At 60.2% G+C, this 21535-nt stretch carries 18 protein-coding genes; 5 read left to right on the top strand and 13 right to left on the bottom strand.

Features of this window, described 5'->3' with window-relative positions; all coding sequences use genetic code 11:
• The first annotated feature begins 176 nt into the window (after positions 1-176).
• The 3 genes from EX00_RS28480 (at position 177) to EX00_RS28470 (ending at position 3688) form a co-directional block, all read left to right on the top strand.
• Positions 177-1667 (top strand): lipopolysaccharide biosynthesis protein, encoded by a 1491-nt coding sequence (locus EX00_RS28480; RefSeq protein WP_047465435.1) that lies wholly within the window; start codon positions 177-179, stop codon positions 1665-1667.
• A gap of 95 nt (positions 1668-1762) precedes the next feature.
• The gene (locus EX00_RS28475) at positions 1763-2578 is read left to right on the top strand and encodes a hypothetical protein (protein ID WP_047465431.1); all 816 of its coding nucleotides are present in this window, start codon (positions 1763-1765) and stop codon (positions 2576-2578) included.
• 81 nt (positions 2579-2659) lie between these two features.
• Positions 2660-3688, top strand: a complete 1029-nt coding sequence (locus EX00_RS28470; protein WP_234709130.1) for an acyltransferase family protein — start codon at positions 2660-2662, stop codon at positions 3686-3688.
• A 25-nt stretch (positions 3689-3713) separates the two neighbouring features.
• Here EX00_RS28470 and EX00_RS28465 read toward each other — a convergent pair whose 3' ends face one another.
• From EX00_RS28465 to EX00_RS28425, 9 genes are read right to left on the bottom strand one after another with little or no spacing between them, the layout of a single operon-like run.
• The gene (locus EX00_RS28465) at positions 3714-4574 is read right to left on the bottom strand and encodes a Pnap_2097 family protein (protein ID WP_047465426.1); all 861 of its coding nucleotides are present in this window, start codon (positions 4572-4574) and stop codon (positions 3714-3716) included.
• A 2-nt stretch (positions 4575-4576) separates the two neighbouring features.
• The gene (locus EX00_RS28460) at positions 4577-5851 is read right to left on the bottom strand and encodes an MSMEG_0569 family flavin-dependent oxidoreductase (RefSeq protein ID WP_047465424.1); all 1275 of its coding nucleotides are present in this window, start codon (positions 5849-5851) and stop codon (positions 4577-4579) included.
• 11 nt (positions 5852-5862) lie between these two features.
• Positions 5863-6150 carry an MSMEG_0570 family nitrogen starvation response protein gene (locus EX00_RS28455; RefSeq protein ID WP_047465421.1) on the bottom strand — a complete coding sequence of 96 codons (288 nt, stop codon included), beginning with the start codon at positions 6148-6150 and terminating at the stop codon, positions 5863-5865.
• Positions 6143-7303 (bottom strand): MSMEG_0565 family glycosyltransferase, encoded by a 1161-nt coding sequence (locus EX00_RS28450; RefSeq protein WP_047465418.1) that lies wholly within the window; start codon positions 7301-7303, stop codon positions 6143-6145. The genes EX00_RS28455 and EX00_RS28450 overlap by 8 nt, the downstream gene beginning before the upstream one ends.
• On the bottom strand, positions 7300-8277 hold the full coding sequence (locus tag EX00_RS28445) for a sll0787 family AIR synthase-like protein (protein WP_047465416.1): 978 nt from the start codon (positions 8275-8277) through the stop codon (positions 7300-7302). Before EX00_RS28445 ends, EX00_RS28450 begins: the two co-directional genes overlap by 4 nt.
• Positions 8277-8819 carry an MSMEG_0567/Sll0786 family nitrogen starvation N-acetyltransferase gene (locus EX00_RS28440; protein ID WP_047465414.1) on the bottom strand — a complete coding sequence of 181 codons (543 nt, stop codon included), beginning with the start codon at positions 8817-8819 and terminating at the stop codon, positions 8277-8279. Before EX00_RS28440 ends, EX00_RS28445 begins: the two co-directional genes overlap by 1 nt.
• Positions 8816-9934, bottom strand: a complete 1119-nt coding sequence (locus EX00_RS28435; RefSeq protein WP_047465411.1) for an MSMEG_0568 family radical SAM protein — start codon at positions 9932-9934, stop codon at positions 8816-8818. Before EX00_RS28435 ends, EX00_RS28440 begins: the two co-directional genes overlap by 4 nt.
• On the bottom strand, positions 9861-10904 hold the full coding sequence (locus EX00_RS28430; RefSeq protein WP_047465408.1) for a Nit6803 family nitrilase: 1044 nt from the start codon (positions 10902-10904) through the stop codon (positions 9861-9863). Before EX00_RS28430 ends, EX00_RS28435 begins: the two co-directional genes overlap by 74 nt.
• Before the next feature lie 57 nt (positions 10905-10961).
• Positions 10962-11444, bottom strand: a complete 483-nt coding sequence (locus EX00_RS28425) for an MSMEG_0572/Sll0783 family nitrogen starvation response protein (protein WP_047465406.1) — start codon at positions 11442-11444, stop codon at positions 10962-10964.
• A gap of 360 nt (positions 11445-11804) precedes the next feature.
• Between EX00_RS28425 and EX00_RS28420 the strand changes: the two genes are divergently transcribed.
• A complete protein-coding gene (locus EX00_RS28420; RefSeq protein WP_047465405.1) occupies positions 11805-13208 on the top strand; it encodes an aminotransferase-like domain-containing protein in 1404 nt (467 codons plus the stop codon).
• A 124-nt stretch (positions 13209-13332) separates the two neighbouring features.
• Here EX00_RS28420 and EX00_RS28415 read toward each other — a convergent pair whose 3' ends face one another.
• Positions 13333-14016 (bottom strand): hypothetical protein, encoded by a 684-nt coding sequence (locus tag EX00_RS28415; RefSeq protein WP_047465713.1) that lies wholly within the window; start codon positions 14014-14016, stop codon positions 13333-13335.
• A gap of 330 nt (positions 14017-14346) precedes the next feature.
• On the opposite strand from EX00_RS28415, the gene EX00_RS28410 reads away from it, so the two are divergent.
• Positions 14347-15354: a hypothetical protein gene (locus EX00_RS28410; RefSeq protein ID WP_047465404.1), complete on the top strand. Its 1008-nt coding sequence runs from the start codon at positions 14347-14349 to the stop codon at positions 15352-15354.
• Positions 15355-15526: 172 nt separating this feature from the next.
• On the opposite strand, the gene atzF is transcribed toward EX00_RS28410, so the two are convergent.
• The 3 genes from atzF to EX00_RS28395 are packed head-to-tail and all read right to left on the bottom strand — an operon-like array spanning position 15527 to position 21529.
• On the bottom strand, positions 15527-17341 hold the full coding sequence (atzF, locus tag EX00_RS28405) for an allophanate hydrolase (RefSeq protein WP_047465398.1): 1815 nt from the start codon (positions 17339-17341) through the stop codon (positions 15527-15529).
• A complete protein-coding gene (gene uca / locus EX00_RS28400) occupies positions 17341-20877 on the bottom strand; it encodes an urea carboxylase (protein WP_047465395.1) in 3537 nt (1178 codons plus the stop codon). The genes atzF and uca overlap by 1 nt, the downstream gene beginning before the upstream one ends.
• A gap of 1 nt (position 20878) precedes the next feature.
• On the bottom strand, positions 20879-21529 hold the full coding sequence (locus tag EX00_RS28395) for an urea amidolyase associated protein UAAP2 (RefSeq protein WP_047465392.1): 651 nt from the start codon (positions 21527-21529) through the stop codon (positions 20879-20881).
• Positions 21530-21535 lie beyond the last annotated feature (6 nt).

Here is a 21535-nt window from a genome sequence, read left to right as displayed (position 1 = left end):
GTCATGCTGCAATGCAATATTTGTCTTTCCCTGGACAAAATCGGGGGGTAGCCTAGATGAGCATCAAGTTCGCCTTTCAGTTCGCATCGGATGACAGGCCAAATATGCAATTCACGGACGCCAAAGGAGACGCTGGCGTCATAGGGCATGTCAAATCACTCAGACGGAGTACGTGATTGCTGGCTTCCGAAGCGGACGATATCGTTTTTGAGCATTTAAGTGAAAACCGATCGAGAGCTGCGCTGAGAGGGGCATTCTGGTCGGCGCTGGACACCTTGATACCGACCGTGCTCAACGGTCTGGTTTTCATCGTCACATCGCGATTTCTACAGCCACAGGATTTCGGCCTTGTGGCGCTGGCTTTCAGCATTGTGAGTTTTGCCGCGGGCCTTGGGCCAACCGCCTTTGGCGAAGCGCTGATCCAGCAAAAGTCCATTAGACGAAGTCATCTCGATACGGTTTTCTGGCTATCGTTTTTTTCGGCGGCACTTCTCTATGGTGTGTTGTTCGTCTTGTCTCCGCTACTTGCGCATTCACTGGGGCATGATGAAATCGTCGGCCTCTTGATGATTATCGGATTGAAGATCTTCTTCGACATGATGATCATCGTTCCGAATGCCCTGATCGGAAGGACGATGTCCTTTCATTTGGTGGCAACGCGCACGGCGATTTCCACCGTTGTTTCCGCCATCATCTGTCTGTCGCTGATACTGGCCGGCTTCGGCCTGTGGGCACTGGCGATCGCGCAGATCGCGGCGCCGGCGGCAGCTTGTGCCGCAGCTTTCTGGGGCGCAGGCTGGCTACCCGGCGTCCGGATCAAGCTTAGCAGTCTACGTGAACTGCTGCATTACGGCATCTTTGCTTCAGGGAACCGGTTCCTGCAAACCATGAATCTGGACCAATTGATCATTGGGACGTTGGTTAGCCCCGCGGCACTCGGTATTTATAATTTCGCGAGACGGCTGTTTGAAATGCTCAACAACGTTGTCGCCGGCGGCTTGACCTCGGTCACCCACGTTCTTCTCTCTTCCCTGCAGCACGACCAGAACAAGGTCCGCGACGCGTTTCTGATGACGACCTTCGGCTGCTCGCTCATTTCCTTTCCGGCGTTCATGGGACTTGCAACGGTGGCTGGCGACGCCATCCCGCTGATCTTCGGACCGCATTGGGCCACAGCCATCTGGCCGGTCCGTTTCTTTTGCGTTATCGGACTGATGAGCAGCATCGGCGTTGTCCAGGCGTCTCTGATCACAAGCCAGGGACGATCGGACTGGTGGTTTTACTATCAACTGGCCCGCAATATCGTTACGATCCTGACGGTCCTTCTCCTTTATAAATACGGTGTTGCCACCATTGTCTTTGCGCTGATGCTCGAGGTGTTGCTGATGTGGCCCGTAACGCTGTGGATGGTTTCCCGGCTGATCGGATTGAGCATCGGGGAGTATTTTGTCCAGTTTCTGAGACCGACGGCGGCCTATCTCGGCATGCTTGTCGTCGTGCTGGCGGCGTCGACGGTGTTGGGTGACTGGCCGCCGGTGTGGCGACTGGTCACCGAGATTTTGGTCGGCGGCATCACATACTCAGGTCTCATATTCCTATTGTGCAGGGAAAGAATCCTCTTCCTCGTGCGAACGACGCTGCGAGGCCACCGAACAGAAATGCGGTAGTTGCGATCGGGAACCGCAGACCGAAAGCGGCAGCGTTTCCCGACATTTTCTCAATTCCGCGATTGCGATTTCGACTCTCAAAAAGAGGAAACACAATGACGCTGATCACATTCATCATCCCAGTTAGGCACCAGGAAAATTCGAACGACTGGGCTTCCCTAAAGAGTAGGCTATCGCAAACGATCGCGTCGATTGCAGGCCAATCAAATAGCGATTGGCGCGCCGTTATCGTAGCCAACGAGGGTGCGGACCTCCCCGATCTGCCGCCGCAATTTTCGGTCGAAAGGGTTACCTTTCCACCAAACCAACTTTACGATCTGAATGGTCCGGATCGTGAAAAAGCCTATGACGCATTCCGCCTGGATAAAGGCCGCCGTGTGCTGAGCGGAATGCTCTCTGCTCGTGACACGCGGTTCTTTATGATTGTCGATGACGACGACTTCGTCAGTGCGAATATTGTCGCCTTTGTCGCCAAGCATCCCAATGCAAACGGCTGGAAAATCGAGAAAGGTTACATCTGGAGCGAGGGCGGTCGCCTGCTTCTGCACCAGAACGATTTTTCAAATTTCTGCGGCACATCCTTGATCGTGCGTTCGGATCTTTACCGCCTTCCCGCAAGGTTCGAGGATGCCGATATCGACCACATGAAATCGATGATGGGCAGCCATGTCCGCGTTGGCAAGGCACTTGCCGAGGCGGGTAGTCCGCTCGAGGCGCTGCCCTTTCGAGGCGCGATCTATCGAGTAGGACACAGCGGCGCTCACAGCAAATCGCCCAGTCTGCTCAGGACGCATTTCCTGAGCACATTCGTCCTTTGCCGCCCTCACCGACTGCTCCGCAATCTCTCGCGGGTGCGCCTGCTCAATCACGGCTTGCAGAAGCAGTTCTTTGGCGCGAGGGCGGAGGGATAAAGCTCGCAATCCAGTCACTCAACGGGACGTCGACCAATGCCGGCTGATGAGACAAGACATAGATACGCCTCCCTGGATGCGATGCGCGGTCTGGCTGCGTTCGCGGTCGTCGTTTATCACCTTCAGAGGCCATATGCTCCCTCGGCCTATGTCGCGGTCGACTTCTTCTTCGTTCTCAGCGGATTTGTCATTGCCCGGGCCTATGGCGAAAAGCTTGCAAGCGGCATGACTGTCCTGGCATTCATGAAAGCGCGATATTTGCGTCTTTATCCGCTTTTCCTGATTGGCAGTTTCTACGGCCTTGTCCAATTGCTCTTACATTGGCAATCGTCCGGGGAAAGCCGCGCGGATCTGTTGGCGAGCCTGATATCGACCGCATTCATGTTACCCTCACCCAGTTTCGTGACGAGGTCGGCCGCCGATCTTTGGCCGCTCTATCCGCTGAACGGACCTGCCTGGTCGCTGTTCTGGGAACTGCTGGCAAACCTCATATTTGCACTCGTGCTGTTCAGATTGAAAACGCGAAGCCTCGCCGTCATCGCCGTTGCTTCACTGGCAATGCTCCTTGGCTCGGTCTTCGTGCATAGGTCGCTTGACCTTGGCTGGGAATGGCGGTCTGTCGACGGTGGCTTGGCTCGCGTTTTCTTTTCGTTCACGGTCGGGATGATTATTTACAGGCTCAGAAGTTTCCATGGGATCGGACGCACCGTTAACACCTATTTCGCCGTCCTTCCGATTGCCGCGATTTTCGGACTGCTTTTCCTGCCCACGGACTCGCTGAAATTCGCGCTGCCGTTTTGCATTCTGATCTCTCCGCTCATCGTTTTCGCAGGCACGATGCTCGAAGTCCCCGCGAGATTTCAGCGGCATTGCATTTTTCTCGGCTACCTGTCCTATCCCGTCTACATGTGCCACCGGGGCTTTACCGAGATCTATGGCCACCTTCTCCGCAGCGTGCAGATCCCGCCTTTCGCTTATATCCTTCTCTATATCGCGTTGATTTCCGTGATAGCCTTTCTGTCCGCGCAAGCGGCTGCCGTTCTCATGAAATTTGCGGTGTCATGGAAAAACACACCCGCAAAGGCAAGCGCGAGCGCGCCTGGCCCCTAGATGGTCGTTGTACCAATGGCTGGCATCAGCACAGAACCCTCCACGTACCAAATATTTTCGCAATCACTTTCCCGTCTTCGCGTCGCAATTGCCCAAACACCGTTCTTTTTTCCTCCGAACAATCAATGAGATCGAAAAAAATGCTTTCATTTTTCTCGATGTTGCCAAGGAAGAAGACCTCTTTTCGTATGACTGGCCCCTTGGCGGGAAACCAATTCTCCAGGGCGCGATCGGCGAGTGCCTGAAATTCGGCAAAGTAAAATAGTCCCGCACCGTTGAACTCCTGTGAGATGCTGGGAGCGAATTTAAAGGTTCGGATCGGCTTGTCGGCAAGGACGGGAAGCCCGAAATGCCTGCTCAACCGTCCATTCCGGATACTCGCGGCATTTTGGGCCAGAAGGCTTAATTCGAACCACTGTGCTTGTGGCTCGCGCAATGTCACCCGCGCGATGGAGTGATTGTTGCCTTTGATCGTTCTGTGAACGAAAGTCGAGATTAGTTCGACCGTGCCAATGCTTCGGTCATCAACGGACAATTCGTGTCGAGTCGATGTCTGCGTCCGGGAGACTGCGGACATTGTCGAATGGATGGTCAGAATGTCGTTCGCTCGCACGGCGTTGAAGCGTGCCGCCGTGAGCGACGTCGCACAGATCGCGGCGTAGGCTTCCTCTCCATCGGCCGTTCTGAAATCCGCGGTGTCCAAGCCGAGATGACGCGCAAGCATCAGCCAGTGGCGATGGCCGAGTTCCTTCATCAACCAGGTCTCCGACAGCCCCGAGCCGTTCAAATGGGGCATGCCGATAAGAATATGCGGATCAAGCGCTCGCTCCATGAGGTCGCGCACGGAAGGTCCGGATGTTGGGAAATCGAGAAGGGCTGCGCTCATGATCAGGCGTTGACCGCTTGTTTGGGAGACGATGTCTGCGCCGAAAGCCGCGCTGCGAGATGCCCAACGACATGTTCGGCATCCTTGCCGACACTCAGGAAGCGGCCCGAGCCCCAGGTCCACAACCAGGGAAGGCCGAGCACGTAGACACCATCGACGGCGGTGACGCCGCGGCGGTGGACCGGATAGGCATTGCCGTCAAAGATTGGCAGGCCGATGAAGGACCAATCCGGGCTGAAACCCGTTGCCCAGATGACGGCGGTAACACCTTCGGCCTTGAGATCGAGATCCGCCGGTTCGGTCTCCGGTTCCCAAAGCGGCACATAGGGGTTGCCGGCGGGCGCATCGATGCCCTTTTTGGCGATGTGGCGGTCGATCAGTGCGTTGATGCCGTTATAGACCCGGTCGGCACCGTCGAGATTGGTTCTCAGGCTCGGTTCGAACAGCATTTTTCCACCGGCGACACCCTTCATGCGGCCATAGAGCGACATTCCTTCCAGCGCGAATTTGCGCAGATCGATGTCGCGCCCACCATCCCGCCCGGTGAGGTAGTGGTTGGTGTCGTGCTTCTTCTTGTTCATGCCGTCCTTTTCGACGGTAATATCGTACTGGCCGATATCGGACAGCCAGTCCACCACGTCGCGGCCACGATAGAAGCGGGCGCAGCGGGGTGCATTGCCGGTAACGAGATGGACCTTGCGGCCGGCCAGATGCAGGTCCTCGGCGATCTGGCAACCGGACTGGCCGGAACCGACGACGATGACGCCGCCTTCCGGCAATTGCCCGGGATTGCGATAGGCGGCGGTATGCATTTGCAGGATATCGTCCGGCAACCGCTCGGCGGCACGGGGAATGGCTGGATCAGCGTAGAGGCTGGTGGCGATCACCACGCTATCGGAGGTGACCGTTCCGGCGGAGGTCTCGATGCGAAAGAGATCACCATCGCGTTCGAGAGCGGTCACGGTGGTCCGTTCGAAAACCGGTGCATCGACCTTGGCGACGAAACGGTCGACATAGGCCAGGATTTCATCCTTGACCATGAAGCCATGCGGGTCTGCGCCATCATACGGATGATCCGGCAGTTGGCATTGCCAGTTGGGCGTTACCAGGCAGAAGGCGTCCCAGCGTTCGTTCTTCCATTTATGGGCAACAGTTTTCTTTTCGAAGACGACATGGTCGAGTCCGTGAGCTTTCAGGTAATGACTGGCCGAAAGTCCGGCCTGGCCGCCGCCGATGACAACGCAGCTGTAATGGGGCTTCAGGATTTGATTGGCCATGGGAGTTCCTTTCACAGGATGAAGGTTTCGCAGTACACGGTGGCAGCCGTGGCGGTTAAAAAGGGGAGGGCGGCTTGTTCGATGCGGGCTAGCTGCCCAAGTGCGAGCGAACAGGGATGACCGTATTTCGCTTCTACCCGGTCGCTGGCGATCGTCAGTGCCTTGCGGCTGCGCGCAAGGAAATCGGAGAGCGCATAGGTTTCTCCCTCAGTGAAAAAATCCGTGATGACGAGCGATGGCGAATAGCAGCTTTCCTTGCGGCCATCCGGCCAGGCAATGACAAAACGCATCTCAGGCATGGGCGGCCTCCAGTAGGCGTTGATATGGGTCGATATGCGCGGCAGCCGTCCGTTGCCAGCCGTGGCGGGCAGCAACCTCGAGACCCCGCGGAATAACGCGCTCCCGCACCGGCGCGATAAGCGCCAGCGCCATGCCCTCGGCAATCGAGGCCGGGTGATGCGGATCGCACCAGATCGCATCTTCAGGACCCAGATATTCGGTGAAAGGTGCGATTGAGGAGACAACCACGGGCACGCCGCTTGCCATCGCTTCCAGTACGACGAGGCCATACCCTTCTTTGATGGACGGAAAGACCAGGGCGTCGGCCATCCGGTAGAGATTGGGCATGTCCGCATCGGCAATCGGGCCGATGACATGAACGGCCGCGCCATGGTGGCTGCCGAGGCCCGCGAGTGCCAAATGGAACTCCTCCTGATAGCCACGATGATCGAGCAGGGAAGCGCCACCGGCAATGACCAACTGTGCATCTGGCCGGATGGCACGGACCTGCCGGAAGGCCTCGAGAATGCCGAGCGTGTTCTTGCGCGCCTCGATGCCGCCGACGCTGAGAAAGATCGGACTGCTCGTGAGCTTCAAGCTATCGCGGAGCGCCGCCTGCTCGCCGTTCCATGCCGGGGAAAAACGTACGGTGTCCACGCCGTTGCCAACGATCGCGGCATCCACCCCACACTTGTCTCTCAGTATCTTTTGCCACAGGCTGCTGACGGTGAAGAAGAGATCGGCCTTGTCGATGGAGCGGTCCTGCAATTCCGCCAGCCGTGCGTCGGAGAACTGATCGATGTGGTGGACGGTGCGCGCAAAGGCGGAGATCAGGCCACGCTCCTTCAACGTGGCCAAGGCATTGCCGGAAATGCCGTCATGAGCGTGGAAAATATCGAACTCGCGCGCCGCCGGGCCTTCGAAATAGCTGACGTAATCGCCGATCCGCTGCTCGACCATGGCGGTCATATCCACTGGTGCCGGTTCGACCGGAATGCAGACAGCGCGGCAGGCGGGCGTGCGGAAAAAGCCGGAACCTCTCGCATCTGGCGCGTGCAGCACCACCTCATGGCCGAGTGCCGTCAGCGCCTCGGAAAGCTGCATGGCATGTACGACGCCACCACGCGGATTGGTGGAGTGCGAAAGCATGGCGATGCGAAGCGAACCGCTCATGCTGCGTCCTCCCGTCTGCCAAGCCGGAGAAGCGGCGTCTCGGCATGGTCACGGATCACGGCGCGCTCGATCCCGTCGGTGATTGCGACCGCGCTTCCGGCGACGATCCCGCCGATCGCGGCAGCGCTGATATTGCGGGCAGCAAAGCGGCGAATGACGTCGCCTGCTTTCTCCGGGGAAACGGAGATGAGATAGCCGAAGCTCGGGAAGGTGGCGAGCCAACGGTCGAGCGCAACACCCTCAGGTAGTGGAATGGCGGATACGTCGATCTCGATGCCGACTCCAGAACACTCGGCCAGCATGATTGCCGTGCCGATGATGCCGCCCTGACTGATGTCCTTGGCCGCGAGCGCCAACCCGGCCTCGGCGATCTCGGGCAGGATTTCGAGGTCGCGGCGCAGCCGCGCCGAGGGCGCATCCGTTGCCGCTTCCCAGTTGTTGAAGGGCTCGCGATAGCGGCCGCGATGATCGATGGCGGCGATCAGGACGTCGCCCGGTTTCGCGTCGAAGCTGGTGAGAAGCTTTTTCGCTCGTCCGAGGATGGCGACTGAAAGCTGGCTGCGATCGGTGCGGATGTTCGTATGGCCGCCGACGATGGGTACGCCGAAGGTCCTGGCGGCCGCTCGCATGCCTTCGAGTACGGGTGCGGCTTCCACCTCGCCATTGGCCCAGACGGCATCGACGACGGCGATCGGCCGGCCGCCCATGGCGACGACATCGGAGATGTTGACCATCACCCCGCACCAGCCGGCAAACCAGGGATCGGCGGCGACGAATTCGTTGATGAAGCCCTCGATGGCAAAAAGTAGATAACCGTCACCGTCGGGAAGAGCGGCGCAATCGTCGCCGACTGCAACCGGCTGGCCGGCAAGTCCGAGACTAGCGGCAACGGTGCCGATATCCGCCTTAGCAGCGATGCTGCTCGAGGTAGTCAGCCTGGCTGCCAGTGCCTTGATATCGATCGCCTCGGCCATTACGCGGCTCTTTTCGACAAGGCAACGAGGCCAGCTTCCGGCGTTGGGCAGGGCGGGTAAAAGGCAAGGTCCGCTTTCATCCGAAGATGCGGTCTGCCGTAGATCTCGAATTCCTCGATCACCTCCCAATGCAGCCGGCGAAAGAGCAGGCCGTTCTGCGCCTGCACATTGGCAAGGAAGGTGTGGCAGCCCATCGCATTGGCCGAGGAAACGGCGAGCTTGATCAGCGTCGCGCCGAGCGCGCCGATCTTGCGGAAATCCTCATGCACCGCGAGCCGCGAACCCCACCAGATGCCGGGCTCTGGCTGATGGATGCGCACCGTGCCGACCAATCTGTCGGCGGCGACCCCCATCATCGACAGCGCCACGATCGGGATCGCATGATCATCGATTGCGTCGCGGTCGTCGCCTTCGAAGATGCCCTGCTCCTCGCAGAAGACGGCGCGGCGAAGCGCGTGGGCTTGGCGCCGCTCCCAGTCGGAGGTGGCGAACTTCACCTGGAATTCATTGGCGCTATAGGGCGCAAAGGGTTCGATGATCATTTCGTCAGCGTCCTTTCATAGGTGGAAAGGGCCGAGCAGGCGCCGCATTTGCCGCAGCCAGCCTTGATGTCGACGGCCTTCAGACCGCTGTCCACCAGCATCTTCGAGAGTGGTCCGAGGATCGAATGCATGAAGTCCGGTTTCGGGGCCGGATGGCTTTCAAGTGGTGTGCCGGAGATCGGAACAAAGGGTACGACGAAAGGATAGACCCCGATGGCGACCAGTTTTTCGCAGATGTCGAGAATGGCTTCGCGCGTGTCGCCAAGACCGGCGAGAATATAGGTCGAGACCTGACCCCGGCCGAAGACGCCCACCGCCGCCTTGAAGGAGCGCATGTATTTCTCGATCGGCACCTGCGCCTTGCCCGGCATGACACGGGCGCGGATTTCCGGCGTGACGACCTCGAGATGCATGCCGAGCGCATCGACGCCAGCGTCCTTCATGCGCGAAAACCAGATGTCGTCTTCCGGCGGCTCGCACTGCGCCTGGATCGGCAGAGCGACGGCCGCCTTGATGGCGCGCGCACTTTCGGTGAGCACCGCGGCTCCCCGATCGTCGCCCTTCGGTGTTCCCGTCGTCATCACCATATGCTTGACCCCGTCGAGCTCGACGGCTGCTTTCGCCACCTCGGCAAGCTGTTCCGGCGTCTTGTGGGCGACAGTGCGGCCCGCCGCCAGCGACTGGCCGATCGCGCAGAACTGACAGGTCTTGGCGCGGCTCTGATAACGGATGCAGGTCTGAAGAACCGTGGTCGCCAGCACGTCGCGGCCATGCAGCACGGCGATCTGCGAATAGGGGACACCCTGCGCCGTCGATCGCTCGTAAAAGCGCGGGCGCAATGGGAAGGAGACTTCGCCGAGCACGCGGCCATCGCGGCTGATGCGGCTTTTACCGCTCTCGTCTGGTTTCTCGATCAGATAGGGGCTTTCGAAGGCAGGCGCGGTGTGCACCGGCACCATGACCGTCATGCCGTCGATCGTCAGCGCCTTGTGGTCGGAAGGACCAGCGCCGCCACGGCGGCTTTCATGCCCTGCCTTCGGATCAACGAGCCGGGCTCCGAAGGACTGCAACTCGTTGATCAGGGTCTCGGTCGGAAGACGTGTCTGGTTCTCCATCGGTCTTGATCCTTGTTTCGGCTGTTTCGAGAGAGTGTTTTGAGGTGACCATCGGGTGGGTCTCGCTGGTATCGATGACGAGATGCAGCAGCTCGGGGCGGGCATAGTGGCCAACCGAGTCCATCATCCGCTTGCGCTTGACGATCAGACTCATGTCGAGATCGGCAATCAGGATGCCTTCACCCTCTGTAATCGGCGGGGCGAGATGCTTGCCCTCGGGTGAGATGATTGCCGTCATGCAGCCGCCGCGCAGCGCCTTTTGCAGGCTTTGATCGGGTGTAATCGAAACGATCTGCTCATCCGTCAGCCATCCGGTGGCATTGACGACGAAACAGCCGCTTTCGAGCGCGTGATGGCGGATCGTTACCTCCATCTGCTCGGCGAAGATCGGGCCCACCATCGAGCCCGGGAACTGGGCGATGTGGATTTCCTCGTGCTGCGCCATGAGAGCGTAGCGGGCCAGCGGGTTGTAGTGCTCCCAGCAGGCGAGCGCGCCGAGCCGGCCAATGGCGCTATCGACGACCTTCAGGCCCGAAGCATCGCCCTGACCCCAGATCATCCGTTCATGGAACGTCGGAGTAATCTTTCGACGTTTCAGGATGAGTTTGCCGTCGGCGTCGAACAGTAGCTGTGTGTTGTAGAGCGAGCCATGGTCGCGCTCGTTGACGCCGAGCGCCACGACGATGCCATGGTCGCGCGCCGCGGCGGCAACTGCCTCTGTCGCCGCACTCGGAACGGTGACGGCTTCCTCATAGAGGCGAAGGTGCTCACGGCCGGACGAAACCGGCGGCAGCACGAAGGAGAAATAAGGATACCAGGGGACGAAGGTCTCGGGAAAGACGATGAGTTCAGCGCCTTTGGACGCGGCTTCGCGAATGGTCTCCAGCACGCGTGCCAGCGTCTTCTCGCGCGAGGCGAGATCCGGTGCGATCTGTGCGGCGGCGGCCCGGACGATGGATTTTTTCTCCATGACGAAATCCTTCCATTGATTGAAAGAGGCGGAGGAGGGACTCCGCCTCATGGGTCGTCAGAGCGTCCAGGTGTCGAGGATGAAGGCGCCGTCGCGGCGATGGATGAGGATTAGGTCGAGCACGTCGAGCGGGCTGATCGGCTTGATGCCGGGGATCAACGCGCCTTCGCCATGGCCGTAGAGCGCCTGAAGAGCAAAACGGCAGGCGTAGACTTTGCCGCCTTCTTCCATGAACTTGACGATCTGGTTGTTGAAGTTCAGATGGCCCGGAAATGCCTCCGAGCCGAGTGTCGGAAAGCCGCGCTGGACGCCGAGCGTCACGCCAGGGCCATAGAGAAGGATCGAGGTCTCGAAACCCTTCCGCTTCAGGCGCGTCGCCTGCAGCAGGTTGACAAATCCGATCGAACCTTCAAAGGCGACGGTATGGAATGTGACGAGGGCTTTTTCACCTTCGCCGGCCTGTACGTCCTCGAATACCTTTTCCTCGTAATCGACAAGAAACTCGCCTTTTTGATTGGCTGGTTTGGTCACTGCGGGCATGGATGGCTCCTTGGTTGAAATCTGATCCCCATCCGGGGAGCGTCCATTCAATAGCAAGCCGCGTGCCAGATTGATTCTGCACAATTGGCAATCAAATATCACAAATATGCATTCAATTATCCGATCAATTATCGTTAGAAAACTTTGGAGGCCAATTTTCTGGGCAGTTCAGTGCAAAAATAGAATGCATGAAAGTTCAAAATGAATACATGCAATATGCAATCAATCAGTTCCGCAAGGATCGCACTGCTGGCGTGCCGCAAGTGTCATTTCGCTGAAGGGTGAGACATTTTTCGTGACAGAGCATGGCTGCGACAATATACAGTCAATGTGGACGACGAACGACATGGCGAAATCACGATGAAAGACTGGCGACCCGATCTGAGCCGCAGCAACAGCCCTCGCTACATGGCCATTGCCGACCTCATCGAGATGGATTTGCGCAGTGGCCATCTCGTCATTGGGGACCGTCTGCCGCCACAGCGCGAGTTGGCCAAGCATCTGGATATCGATTTCACCACGGTCGCGCGCGGCTATGTCGAAGCACAGAAGCGTGGACTGGTGGATTCGCATGTCGGCCGCGGCACTTTTGTGACGGGTGGCGTCGATAGGGAGCGACGCGGCTTTGCGTTGGATACGGCGCCCGACCCGCGACGTGCGTCCGCCATCGATCTCTCCATGAATATGCCACCAGAGCCGACGGAACCCGATTTGATCGCGCGGATGCGCGAGGGCATCTCGGCGGTCGCTTCCAGCCTTGTTCCGCTTTTGCGTTATCAGGGATTTGGCGGCTCGGGCATGGACAAGGAAGCCGCCGCCGCTTGGCTCAGCCGTCGTGGCCTTGTCCCTTCGCAGGAACGTATTTTCGTGACGCCTGGCGCTCACCCAGCACTGCTGGCGATTTGCGGCCTGCTGGCGAAGCCCGGCGAAACCATTCTGTCGGAAAGCATCACCTATCCCGGCATCCGCTCGATTGCGGCACAACTGCGTCTCAGTCTTTCGGGTTTGCCGATGGACCTTGACGGTATTTTGCCGGACGCCTTTGCCGAAGCCTGCGAGAGATTGAAACCCAAGGGCCTTTATCTCAATCCCACCCTGCAGAATCCGCTGACCCTGACGATTCCAGAGCGTCGGCGCGAAGAGATCTGCGCGGTGGCGCGCAAGTATCATGTGCCGATCATCGAGGACGACGCCTATGGCTTCATTCCGCTGCATGGGCCACCGCCATTCGCGGCAATGGCTCCGGACCTCACATGGCATATCGGCGGCCTGGCGAAATGCATCGGCGCCGGTCTTCGGCTGGCCTATGTCGTTGCGCCGGACACAAAGGCGATTTGGCCCTTTGTCAGCGCCATGCGTGCCAACAATGTCATGGCGTCGCCGCTCAACATGGCCCTTGCGACTCGTTGGATAGAGGATGGCACGGCCGATGCGATCCTGCGTTTCATCCGTAAGGAGGCAACGGCACGCCAGGAAATGGTCGCAGCCATTCTGCCGGCGGGTAGTTATCGTGGCGATCCCATCAGTTTCAACATATGGCTGCCGCTAACGAACGGCTGGACGCGGTCGACCTTCGGCAGCCATATGCGCTCCTCCGGCATTGGCGTTGTTGCCAGCGATGCCTTCACGGTCGAGGGGCAGGCGTCGGAAGCGGTTCGTGTCTGCCTTGGTGGTCCGATCGGCCGGGAAAAGCTTCTGGGGGCTCTTGAATTCATGGGGCATGCGCTCGAAGGTCCGCCCGAGCTCGCGGCATCCTTTTTCTAGTTTCGTCTTCACCGCAAATGGTTTTGCATAGCCGGAGATGGATGAGGAGGAGTGCTGTTCTTCCACGAGCGTGCGATCCCAGGCCGCATATATCCGATCTGGGATCGCTGCAACAACGCCTCTGTTAGGGTTGTTTCCGAACCGTGCCGACAACCAGCCGACCGCTGCTTCCATCGGACAGCTTTACCTTCCCCCATGCTGACATGAGGTCCGGCGCTCTCGTGACGACGGCTTGCCCGGTGCGACCATCCGAGCATTTGATCGAAAGAGTAACCGTCGGGCGGCGATCCCTCAGGTCGTAGGTACCGGAACATTTTGCCGACCGCCGCGACGACTTGACCGAGAACTGGCCGTCGCCGTGCGATGCTCTCGTGTGGCCTTTGAACGTCTCGCCGGAATCCATTTTCGCGAAAAGCGGAAGAACGATGTCACCTTGTTCTCCGCCCTGGGGCTTCCGGGGAGCCGAACCCGTGATCTTCAAAGCCCTCAAAATGCTTGGAGGCATACCGCCATTTTCGGTGAATTGTAGGTAGTCGCCATAGGGGATGGCACCCTTCACGTAAGCGGTGAGCATCCGGCGGCAAAACTCACGGCGGACATTGATTTCTGAAACGCCCATGAGCTTCGCAAGTTTCTCTTGCACGTCCGGATTGATGCCGAGATGGCTGCATTGCTCGATGTTCCAGTTGAGAGTTGCGGGATCGCTCAATCGATTTCTATCATAGTCATACCTCGTGACCGATGCTGCTTTCGCCGACGTGGAAAGAGCCGCCATAGTGATGGCCATCAAAATCATAAGCTTTTTCATTTTGCCCCTTTTTCTCTTGGTATGCTTAGCGCTCGCGTATCGCCTCGGATCAGATTTCAACGACGGGGGAAAACAGATATTCCGGAATTCGGTGCCTGCCGATCCCGATTTCCGCTGTGACCCCACCATTCCCTTAAAGTTGTTTTCATCCGAACTTTTGTCACTCCTTATAAGTGTATTATTCTCCGAAGTTAATCGAGTTTTTCGGCGCACCAGCGACCATCTGCCGCCAGCGTCGTTCGATGATGCTTGGTTCGTCTGCGCGGCCGTTGGCTTCGGCCCATGGCAGGATGTAGAAGTGCGGAACGTTTCAATAGGAGATCTGATTCGGTGCGGTCGAGATATGCCTTTCTAGGTGTTGTTAAGGTACTCAGCCTCTGCGCGGTCGCCCTTGTCTCCTTGGCATCGCCGAAATTATCTGCCGCTGACCGACCATCGGATATTCCGTCATGGCTAAGGGCTCATGTCGGTGAAAGCGACGGCCAAATCGCGCAGCCGGTCTTGCGGAGGGCTCGCGCGCTTTACATGCGAAAGGTGAGCGAAGGCTCGGTCAAAAATCCCTGCTACTTTGCGATGGACGCGACGCGCCCGAACGATCTGGGTGACGGCAAATCGGGCGGCCGCTTTTACACCGTCTGTGAAGCCACGCAGACGTTTCGTGTCATTTCGTCCGGGCATGGCAGCGGCCGCGATTTGAAGGGCGTTGTTGATTTTGCCAATGGAAGACAGTGCGCCCGGAACTTCGGTAACGCGATGGATTCGAACCTGACGGCCGGCGGTGCCTATATGACGGACGAAACGAAGACGACGTTCAAGGGCTACTACCGCGTCCCAGGGACAAAAGATGCGGCCTTGCTTCGCTCGTTCATCCAGTTTGACGGTGAGGGCGAAACGGCAAATGCGCGACAGCGCGCCATCGGCGGGCACGCGGCCGCGGTGGTGGCGGGCATCTGCCTGAAGAAAGATCCGCAGAGCCCCTACGCAAACAGCGATGGATATGTCCCGCTTGGAAAGCTGGTGGAATATGCCGGCGGGCGCAGCGACGGCTGCACCAGTTGGACGGCATCGGACGCCAGCCAGATCCTCTCCATGGTGAAGGGCAATCGGACGACGCTCTACATCTATCCTGAGTCAGCCGATATAAATGCCGTCGCCAAAGCGGTGGCGGGCGGTCGTTCGCCATCGACGGCGGGATTATATTGGAATCAGTCCTGCTTGAAAGAAATCGGCGCTCCGAAGTTCTGGTCGAAAGAAACCCTGGAGCCGATCATTGCTCAGTACAAAATGGATCATCCGGCGCCGCCACCGCGGCCGACACCGATCTGCACAGTGCCGTAACGCCTGTCCTTTGAGGGCGATCCAAAAAGGCGATGCCCTGTCTCTAGTCGTCGGATGAGGAACTGTTATCTCGCGAACGAGGAGCCCCGATGGCAAGCGTTCGGGCGATCACCCCATCAAGGATGACATGCAATGTCTTCACCAGGAATGCCTTCATCCCGTAGATCCTTTCTCAAGAGACTGTCTCGGTCTTGGCACGGACATAGTGCCGCCAGCCGCCGAAGTCGGTGATATCCACCGCGTCCAAAACGGCATGGGCTTCACAGAGAAAGCCCGACACAGCGGTGCCGTCATCCAGTAAGACCTTGCCGATGCCGAGCGGCGCGGGGATTTTCTGGACGAAGCGGCCGAAGGCTTCGGGTGACACCGCCCAGACCTCGACCTCCACGCCCCCGCCGGAAAAGCCCGGCTCACGTACCAGCCCGGGTTTGGGCGGGACAGTTCCCGGCAGTGCAAAGAGACGGTAGTCGCCCGCCGTCCGGCAGGCCTTCAGCTGGTATCCGCCGGAAGAGGTGAGTTCGTGGTTGAGCGGCATGCCGCTCAGATGCGCCCCGACGACGACGATCGGCACCGAGCCGTCATCGGCTTGTGGCACACGGCTTGCCTCGGGGATTGCGGCTACGCGGTCCATGCCCATCCCTGCATTGAGCGCCCGGTGCATGGCGTCGGCGAAGGGGGCGAGGGCGTCGTCGGTAAAGGCCGGGCCGATCAGCGTCACGCCGGCCGGCAGGTGGCCGTCCGCGTCGAAGCCGGCCGGAATGGCGATTGCCGCGCAATCGAGCAGATTGACGAAGTTGGTGTATCGGCCGAAATGGCCGTTCTTCGTGATCGGATCGGCAATCATTTCCTCGACCGTATAGGTGGTCGGCGAGGTCGGCAGCATCAGGATATCCGCCTTCTCCCACTCCTGCCTGGTCTTCTGGCGCAGCGCTTCGAGCTTGTATCGGCCTTCGAAGGCGTCGACCGCGTCATAGGCCTTCGCGCCTTCGATGATGGTGCGCACCGTTGGGTCGAAATCGCCGGCATTGGTGGCGAGAAAATCCTTCACCGCCGCCAGTCGTTCGGCGACCCAAGGGCCGTTGTAGAGCAGTTCAGCTGCCTGCCGGAATGGCACATAGTCGAAGGGAACGATGGTGGTGCCAAGGGTGCGCGCCCTTTCAATCGCGGCATCATAGAGGGCTTCGACTTGCTCGTTGCCGAAGAATTCCCGCTCGGCTCCGTCGAGCACACCGATCCGCAGCCCCGAAGCGGGCAGGCGGGCGGGAGCTGCCTTGCGGGAAAACGGATCGGCGGCGTCATAGCCCTCCATCACCTTGCGGATCGCGACGCCGTCTCCGACGGTCGCCGCAAAAATGGTGACGACGTCGACACTGCGGCATGCCGGCACTACGCCGATATTTGGCACCAGCCCAGGCGTCGGCTTGATGCCCACGAGATTGTTGAAGGCCGCCGGTACGCGGCCGGAACCGGCGGTGTCGGTCCCAAGCGCGAAGCTCGCCAGGCCGGAGGCTGTTGCGATGGCCGAGCCGGAGCTCGAGCCGCCCGACACATAATCCTTGTCGAAGACCGAGCGCGGCGCGCCATGCGGCGAGCGCGTGCCGTTGAGGCCGGTGGCGAACTGATCGAGATTGGTCTTGCCGATCACCAGCGCGCCGGCCGCCCTCAGCCGTGCCACCACAGTTGCATCCTCGTCCGGATGATAGGCGAAAGCCGGGCAGGCGGCGGTCGTCGGCAGGCCCGCCACGTCGATATTGTCCTTGACCGCGAAGGGGATACCCCAGAGCGGCAGGCTGTTGGGATCGGGCGCGTGGGCCATCAGCTCCCTGGCGGCGGCGCGCAGATCATCGTCCGGGGTCGGCGTAATGAAGATCGCCGGATCGTCGGAAGCCTTGCGGCGGATGATCACCTCCTCGACGAGATCAAGGGGCGACAAGCCGGATGCATAGGCGGTTTGGAGCGAAGCGAGATCGAGAATGGCAGGGAGCATCAGATTTCCTCCAGCACGACGAGGACATCGCCGGCTTTGACGTTGCGGCCGGGGCCTGCGCGCAGATCGCGGACGCGGCCTGCGGCATGGGCGGTCACATTGATTTCCATCTTCATGGATTCGATAATGGCGAGCGTCTCGCCGGCAGCGACCGGCTGGCCCTCTTCGACGAGGATCTTCCAGACGTTGCCGGGTACGGCGCTTTCGACGCCGAAGCAGCCTTCGGGAATATCGCCCCCGAGCCCGGGGCCTGTGCCCTCGTCGACGACGAAGCTGTCGAGGCCGAGATCCTTCCAGCGCTGGCGTTCGGCTTCGAAAGCTGATTGCTGCCTAGCCTTGAAGGCGCCGATGGCTTCGGCGTTGGCGGCAAGGTCCGCCTCGTAGGCCGCATAGGAGAATTCGCTCTCCTCGATGCGGATCGGATAGCCGCCATGCGGGAAGGCGGCGCGCGCCTCGGTCAGTTCATCGTGGCTGACCGGGAAGAAGCGGATCTGGTCGAAGAAGTCGAGCAGCCAGGGCTTTTCCTTGGAAAAGACCGGCGTCTGGCGCCAAGTGTTCCAGACCTGGATCGTCCGGCCGAAGAGCTGGTAGCCGCCGGGGCCTTCCATGCCGTAGATGCACATATAGGCGCCGCCGATGCCGACGGCGTTTTCCGGCGTCCATGTCCGGGCCGGATTGTACTTCGTCGTCACCAGCCGATGTCGGGGATCCATCGGTGTGGCGACCGGCGCGCCGAGATAGACGTCGCCTAGCCCAAGGACGAGATAGCTGGCGTCGAAGACAACGTTGCGCACCGCCTGTTCGTCGGCAAGTCCGTTGATGCGGCGGATGAACTCTATATTCGACGGGCACCAGGGCGCATTGGGGCGGACGAGCTCCTGATATTTGCGCATTGCAAGCTCGGCGTCTGGATCATTCCAGGAAAGCGGCAGATGCACGATCCGGCTCGGGACCTTCACCGCCTGCGCCGGCGGCAGGGAAGCCTCGATCTCGCTCAAAAGGCCGAGAAGGCGCGTGCGGGTAAGACCGGTTCCGTCATAGTGGATCTGCAGCGACCGTATGCCGGGCGTAAGATCGACCAACCCCGGAAGCTTCGCGTCCTTGATCGCCTGCATCAGGAGATGCACGCGCAGACGGAGAGCGATGTCGAGCTGCATCGGGCCGTATTCGACCAGCAGATTATCGTCGCCCTGGCGGCGATAGACCACGGGGACCGGCCCCGTCTCGCTGCTTGCGATGATCGCGGCACCGGCGTCAACGCCGATGCGCTTGACCACCGGCCCGGCGATCGGGTCCTCGGCGCGTTTCACCGCATGGAAGCGGATCTTGTCACCCGGTTTGAACTGGCCCATCTTCCACTGTTCGTCGCGCGCAATCACCGCCGGGCAGACGAAGCCGCCGAGGCTCGGGCCGTCGGGACCGAGAATGATCGGCATGTCGCCGGTAAAGTCGATTGCGCCGACCGCATAGGCATTGTCGTGCAGGTTGGAAGGATGAAGCCCCGCCTCGCCGCCATCGGTGCGCGCCCATTTCGGCGCGGGGCCGATCAGGCGTACGCCGGTGCGGGCGCTGTTGAAATGAACCTCGTACTCGGTCGCAAACAGCGTTTCGATATCTTCCTCAAGAAAGAAATCGGGAGCGCCATGCGGACCATAGAGTACGCCGACTTCCCAGCCGCGCGTGAGCTGAGCGGGTTCATTAGCCGGCTTTGATATCGGCTGCGGTGCGCGAGCAAGCCGCAGCACATGTCCGGCGCGAACGGTGCCCGTCGCATGGCCGCCGAATTGCCCCAGGCCGAAGGTTGCGCGCGAGCCAAGCACCTCCGGTGCAGAAAATCCGCCGGCGACGGCGAGATAGGCGCGCTGGCCGGCGCCGGCGATCGCCGCGATTGCAAGCGTCTGGCCCGCCTTGACGAGGATTGCCGTGTCGTGCTGAACCGGCGTACCGTCGAGCGTCATCGGCATGTTTGCGCCGGAAAGTGCGACCGTCACATCCGAGAAGAATTTCAGCATCGGGCCGGAGACGGTGAGTTCGAGCGCCGCCGTCTCGTCGGCATTTCCGACCAGCCGGTTGGCGTGGCGGAAAGATCGCTCGTCCATCGGACCGCTTGGCGGCACCCCGACATGCCAGAGGCCCAGTCGCCCCGGCAATTCCTGCAGGCTCGACTGAGCGCCCGGCGCGATCACCTCGACGACATCGGGCACAAAGATGAGATCCTTGAGCGCCGTCGTCGCCACATTGCCGCTCGCCAGCAGATCCGATGCCGCGATCGCCTTCAGATAATCGAGATTGGTCTCGATCCCGGAAATCGCGCTGCCTTCGAGCGCTTTGCCGAGCGCCTCGATCGCACTGGCGCGATCCTCGGCCTTGACGATCAGCTTGGCGAGCATCGGGTCGTAATAAGGGCTGACCTCCGTGCCCGTCTCGATCCAGCCGTCGACACGCACGTTTTCCGGAAAGACGACCTCGGTCAGCAGTCCGGCGCTCGGCCTGAACCCCGCATGCGGCATCTCGGCATAGATGCGCGCCTCGATGGCGGCACCCTTGGGAACGAGAGTCTCCTTGCCGGTGAGCACGTCTTCGCCGGCGGCCTGGCGGATCATCCATTCGACCAGATCGATGCCGAAGACGGCTTCGGTCACCGGATGTTCGACCTGCAGACGGGTGTTGACCTCGAGGAAGTAGAACTCCTCGCGTGCCGGATCGTAGATGAATTCGACCGTTCCCGCCGACTGGTAGTGGGCTGAGATACCGAGAGCGACGGCTGCCGCATGCAGGCTGGCCCGAACCGCGTCCGACAATCCCGGCGCCGGGGTCTCCTCAATCACCTTCTGGTTCCGGCGCTGCAACGAGCAGTCGCGTTCGCCAAGCGCGATCACCCGGCCTTTGCCATCGCCGAAGATCTGCACTTCGACATGGCGGGCCTTAGCGACGAAGCGTTCGAGATAGACGCGCGCATCGCCGAAGCTCGCGCGGGCGGTACGCTGCACGCTCTCGAAGACCGCCGTCAGGCTTTCGGGGGTGTCGCAGAGCTGCATGCCGATGCCACCGCCACCGGCCGTCGATTTCAGCATCACCGGATAGCCGATGTCGGCAGCGGCCGTGAGTGCGGCGTCGCTCGTCTCCAGCAGTCCACTGCCGGGCAGCAGCGGCACGCCGCTTTCGCGTGCCAGTTCGCGGGCCGTGTGCTTGAGCCCGAAAGCGGCGATGTTGTCGGGCGTCGGGCCGATGAAGGCGATGCCCTCTTGGGCCAGCCGCTCGGCGAAGCCGATGTTTTCCGAAAGGAAGCCGTAGCCCGGATGCACGGCCTCGGCGCCGGTCACCTTGCAGGCAGCGATGACGGCATCGACGTTGAGGTAGCTTTCGGAGGCGGGCGCCGGGCCGAGCCTTACCGTCTCGTCCGCCATCAGCACCGCCTTGGAAAAGCGGTCGGCATCGGAATAGACGGCAACGGAGGCGATGCCCATGCGCTGCAATGTCTTGATAATCCGGACGGCGATTTCGCCCCGGTTTGCGATGAGAACCTTCTTGAACATGTCAGGCCTCGCTATCCCAGACCAGCACCCGGACGGGCGTCGGATCGAAACCGTTGCAGGGATTGTTGATCTGCGGGCAATTGGAGATGACGAGCAGCACGTCCATCTCGGCCTTCAGCTCGACATAGTCGCCCGGCGCGGAAATCCCATCGACGATCGTCATCTCGCCGCTCGGCTCGATGGGAACGTTCATGAAGAAGTTGATGTTGGGGACGACATCGCGCTTGCTCATGCCATGCTTGGAGACTTCGAGAACGAAATTGTCCCGGCAGGCATGGAGATATCTGGTGTCGTAACCGAAGCGCACCGTGTTGCTCTCGCAGGAGCAGGCGCCGGCCGAGGTATCGTGCTGCCCGCAACTGTCGGCGGTCATGGTCAGCATCACCCGGCCTTCATTCGAGATGACCTTCGTACCGGTGGAGATATAGGCCGCGCTCTGTTCGCGCATCGTATCCTGGTTGGAATAGCGCTCGGAGACATCCGTGGCGTTGTAGAACAGTGTGTCGATCGCCTGCTGGCCGTATGTGTCCTCGATGCGAACCGTCTGGCCTCTCCGGATCACGGTCGAGAATGGCGCCTCGGCGGCAATGAAGTGATCCTGCGTGGTGTTTTCGAGTGTGCGGCCCGGAGCTGTCTGGATGAAATCAGTCATGGTCTT

This window comes from Martinezella rhizogenes (genome assembly GCF_000799715.1).
GTDB lineage: Bacteria > Pseudomonadota > Alphaproteobacteria > Rhizobiales > Rhizobiaceae > Rhizobium > Rhizobium rhizogenes_C.
This window is presented reverse-complemented; position numbering and strand designations above follow the sequence as displayed.